Source organism: Anaerofustis sp. (assembly GCF_019420015.1).
Classification (GTDB): Bacteria; Bacillota; Clostridia; order Eubacteriales; family Anaerofustaceae; genus Anaerofustis.
The window spans coordinates 1-3,040 of sequence record NZ_JAHZIA010000029.1 but is presented as its reverse complement, the minus strand read 5'-3'; the positions used below and the strand labels follow the sequence as shown (position 1 = coordinate 3,040).

The following is a 3,040-nucleotide window of genomic DNA, read 5'->3' as shown; positions in this document are numbered from 1 at the left end:
CCGGTAATTTAACAACAGTAGCAGGGACAAAACTAGTTACTGATGGAAAAATCACATCTAGTAAAGGAGCTTCTTATACATCTTCTGATGCACAAGAATCTTATACAAAAAGTTATGCATTCCTCCAAACAAAAACAGACTCAGACCCGATAGCAAAATTTGATTCTACTGATAACAGTTATTTTGTATCGGACAGAAATGAAAATCTTACCGGTCAGGTAGTAAGAGAATGGTACTTGAATAAAAATAACACCCCAACGATTCATGCAGAAAATAAAACACTTACAGTGGGAGATAAATTCGATCCGTTGGAAGGTGTTACAGCTAGTGATAAAGAAGACGGTAATATTACATTGACGATAGAAAATGTAATCAAAAATACAGTAGATAAATCAAAGGTCGGTACTTACACCGTTATATATAAAGTAACAGACAGTAACGGGGCTTCTGCAACAAAAACAATTACAGTTACAGTAAAAGCAAAGGAACCAGCAAATCCAAATCCGGGTGACGAAGACAAACCAACAAAACCGGATAATACTCATCCAGATACGGATAAATCAGATACCCCACAAACAGGTGACAGCAACAATATAGAATTTTACAAATCAATGGCAATCATAAGCGGCTTACTTATTATTATTTTAATTACAGTCAAAAAAAAGAAAATGTTTGAAGATAGATAGAGTATTATGTAATAAAGACAAATACTCTTTACTGTAAGGATAAAATACATACTTGCAAGTGCCTGTTTTACTTTTAAAGTTGAATAACCCTTTATGTATTAACAATATAAAAACGCTATATTTGTAAGGCAAAACCGAATTTTTGCAGCATATTAACTAAATTATATTAATTTAATAATTTAACTAAAACAAGACAGGTATCTTATAAAAATCTCAGATGGTTATATACTTATATTGAAAATATCAAACAAACAAATACAAAAAACAAACAAGCTGAATGATAAAAAATTTTTCCATAAAAGAATAATCAACTATAAAGAACATCTAAAAGTACCTTTTGATACATTGAAGATTATCACAAAACCCAAATTATTGAGTCAAAAACAGCAATTGATTGACTTTACAGAGCATGATATATATTAAAATATTACAGTGACATACGGATAATCCTAAGAATATCGAAGTTCAGAAATAAGTTGATAAAACAGGAAAACCCAAAACCCTAAAAAATAAGGATACATAGAAAGTTTTAAAATGTAAGAAAGTGGTATTATTTACAGGCAAAAACTTAAAAGAAAATTAAAATAAAAGAAGCCGGGAATTTACTCCGACTTCTTTTATTTATTTAACAAGGGAATTTCAAAATCGCTTTGAACAAATCTCCGTCCACATCTATATCGAAGCTTCCGCCTTGAGCTTCTGTAAAACTTTTTACTATGGCAAGCCCCAATCCACTGCCGCTTTCATGTCTGGATTTATCTCCTCTGACAAATCTTTCGACGATCTCTTCGCTTGTAAAATTCATTTGGGCCTGAGAAATATTTTTGATTTCCGTCAAAACACAGTTGTCTTCTTTTTTTATATCAATATATACCCTGGTTCCGCCAAGAGCATATTTTGCGACATTGTTGAACAGATTTTCAAATATTCTGTAGGTTTTATCTCCGTCTAAAGAGAGGATTATATTATTGTCATAAGTGTTTGTTATTACTTCCAACCCTTTGCTTTCAAGCAAATCGCTGCATTCGCTTCTAGTCTGCTCTATGAGAGAAACTATATTAAGATCCATTAAATCCAGTTTTACGTCTCCGCTGTTTACCTTGCTTACTTCAAACAAATCTTCAATCAAATTGCTTAATCTGTCGACATACTGATTCAAAGTACGTACATATTCCTTTTTCTTGTCTTCGGGAATTGTATCTTCACCAAGAAGTTCCACATAATTTTTTATTCCCGTCAAAGGGGTTTTTAAATCATGGGAAACATTACTTATAAGCTCTGTTTTCATGTTTTGAGATTTGGTTTCTTCCATTACCGCATTCTCAAAACCTTCCTCGATATTCTTGAATTCTTCCTTCAAAGAATTAAACACACCCATATCTTCATCCATACTTTCGTTAAAATTGCCTTTTGCCAATTCATGAGTGGAACTCAAAAGAGTAGAATAATCCTTTTTTATTTTACCAAGCTTATCTTTAAGCCAGACATAAGGGTAAGAACTATTATAATCAAACCGTTTAAAAGCAAAAATTTAATTAGGTTTTTATCTAAATCATCTTTTAAATCCACATCTGAAAGATTGTTAAAAGTATCTCTTAACTTTCTGCACAAATCTCCGATAAAGGTATCGTCTCTCAAAAATCTCCATATACCGTCACAAACTATATATTTCACATCATAGCACCCGATTGCTATGATTAGAAGAGTCAAAACCCAAAGTATAAAATTAACGAATAAAATTATATAAGAAGGATAAGCAAGCCCTATTTTACCCATCAAATCGAGAAATGTGCCGTTTATGGAATAACCTGCGCATACCATTGTCGAAAGACAAGCAAGGGTTATACCCGTGGCCGATACCGCTATATTGACTTCTCCCTTAAGCGCCCTAAAAGATTTAAAAGGCGTTGTTTCATTCATTATTTTAAGAGGCGCAAACAAAACAAACAAAGCAATGATTCCGCTGAATATCATAAGGCATACTGCCGTAATTGACCACATTTTTCGGTATGGTATATGTAAAAGACACATTCTTGGGCTTATTTATTTTAATGTCGCTTTTATTTATCTTCTCTCCGTTTATATAATAATCATCCATCTGAGTAGTAATGTTATAATCAGACAAATCATCCAGATAATCATTAAAATCAAACCCGGAAAAAACAGAGGAAGAAAGGTTTTCCTCTTCTGCCAAAGTAGCGATTTTATCATATTTCAAAAACCCGTAATAAGCACTTTTGCTTTTTGAAGTGATTTTTTTTGAACTTTCAGAGGATTTTTTCGTTTTTGTGTTCTTTACATAATAAGAAAAATTACTGTCGCTCTCAAGCATTGTCACGGAATTTTCCATTCTC

General features: G+C 32.3%; 4 protein-coding genes. 1 reads left to right on the top strand and 3 read right to left on the bottom strand.

All coding sequences use genetic code 11. The features are described from left to right. Positions 1-686 (top strand): immunoglobulin-like domain-containing protein (locus QZ357_RS05610; protein WP_290772940.1); only part of this gene is annotated, 686 nt, incomplete at its 5' end. A 625-nt stretch (positions 687-1,311) separates the two neighbouring features. Here the strand turns inward: QZ357_RS05610 and QZ357_RS05605 are convergent. From QZ357_RS05605 to QZ357_RS05595, 3 genes are all read right to left on the bottom strand, one after another. Then, positions 1,312-2,121: a HAMP domain-containing sensor histidine kinase gene (locus tag QZ357_RS05605; protein WP_290772938.1), complete on the bottom strand. Its 810-nt coding sequence runs from the start codon at positions 2,119-2,121 to the stop codon at positions 1,312-1,314. Positions 2,122-2,141: 20 nt separating this feature from the next. Further along, entirely contained in the window at positions 2,142-2,660 is a 519-nt protein-coding gene (locus QZ357_RS05600) for a hypothetical protein (protein WP_290772935.1), read from the bottom strand. Then, on the bottom strand, positions 2,611-3,040 hold a 430-nt coding region (locus QZ357_RS05595; RefSeq protein ID WP_290772932.1), incomplete at its 5' end, for a hypothetical protein. The genes QZ357_RS05600 and QZ357_RS05595, both read right to left, overlap by 50 nt.